The 1,262-nt window shown below is 48.3% G+C and carries 2 protein-coding genes; both read left to right on the top strand.

The genetic code is table 11. From position 1 onward, the window contains the following. The first annotated feature begins 145 nt into the window (after positions 1-145). The gene (gene purE, locus R7E47_RS24630) at positions 146-631 is read left to right on the top strand and encodes a 5-(carboxyamino)imidazole ribonucleotide mutase (protein WP_005394016.1); all 486 of its coding nucleotides are present in this window, start codon (positions 146-148) and stop codon (positions 629-631) included. Positions 632-635: 4 nt separating this feature from the next. Next, a partial coding sequence (locus R7E47_RS24625) for an ATP-grasp domain-containing protein (RefSeq protein WP_318085351.1) occupies positions 636-1,262 on the top strand: 627 nt, incomplete at its 3' end.

The raw sequence follows: 1,262 nt of genomic DNA, 5'->3' as shown, positions 1-1,262 counted from the left end.
ATTCTCAGACACTAAAGCAATTTTTTTATAAAATGTATCAATAGCGTCAACAACAAGACGCAAACGTTTGCTTGAGATAAAAATCCCCGTATAATGCGCACAAATTTATCAGCTCACCTAATTTTGCAGCTTGAAGGAGTTTGAGATGAAAGTCGGTATCATCATGGGTTCTAAATCCGATTGGCCAACCATGAAACTAGCAGCAGACATGCTGGATCAATTTGGCGTGTCTTACGAAACAAAGGTGGTGTCAGCTCACCGTACTCCTCAACTATTAGCCGATTACGCTAGCAGCGCGAAAGAACGCGGCATCAAAGTGATCATCGCAGGTGCCGGTGGTGCAGCTCACCTACCGGGAATGGCGGCAGCCTTCACCAGTTTGCCTGTACTTGGCGTTCCGGTTCAATCTCGCGCTCTAAAAGGCATGGACTCTTTGCTATCTATTGTACAAATGCCAAAAGGCATTGCTGTCGGCACGTTAGCGATTGGCGAAGCGGGCGCTGCAAACGCGGGCATCTTAGCGGCACAAATCCTAGGCACTCATGACGAAAGCATCATGGCGAAGGTAGAAGCGTTCCGCAATGAACAGACGGAAACCGTACTGGCTAACCCAAATCCAGCTGAGGATTAATCAGATGCATGTACTGGTTCTCGGATCAGGTCAGTTGGCTCGCATGATGTCTCTGGCTGGTGCACCACTGAATATCCAAATCTCGGCTTACGATGTCGGCACCGGTAACGTTGTCCATCCTCTTACCCAACAGGTGCTTGGTCATGGTTTGGAAAATGCCATTGAACAAGTGGATGCGATCACCGCAGAATTCGAACATATTCCTCACGATGTACTCGACATCTGTGAATTAAGTGGCAAGTTCCTCCCTAGTACCGCAGCCATCAAAGCAGGCGGTGACCGCCGTGTTGAAAAAGCGCTACTCGATAATGCTGGTGTGCGTAATGCAAAGTACTACGTGATTGAGACACGTGAAGATTTTGAACGCGCAATTGAACATGTTGGCATGCCTATGGTGCTGAAAAGTGCATTAGGTGGTTACGATGGTAAAGGCCAATGGCGCTTGAAAGAAGCGGCTCAGATCGAGACGATCTGGGCAGAAATGGCGGAGTGCATTGCAGCAACACCAACTCAAGCCATTGTGGCAGAGGAGTTTGTGCCATTTAATCGTGAAGTCTCTTTAGTTGGTGCGCGTGGCAAAGACGGCAGTGTTGAAGTTTACCCTCTAGCAGAAAACGTTCATACCAATGGC

Source organism: Vibrio sp. Vb1026, from assembly GCF_033338745.1.
Taxonomy (GTDB): Bacteria; Pseudomonadota; Gammaproteobacteria; order Enterobacterales; family Vibrionaceae; genus Vibrio; species Vibrio alginolyticus.
Note: the sequence above shows the minus strand (reverse complement) of the source record. Positions and strands in the feature narration are given on the sequence as shown.

Bases quoted from the DNA above. Each gene is read 5' to 3' on its own strand.
- purE (WP_005394016.1), top strand. From the start codon at position 146: ATGAAAGTCGGTATCATCATGGGTTCTAAATCCGATTGGCCAACCATG.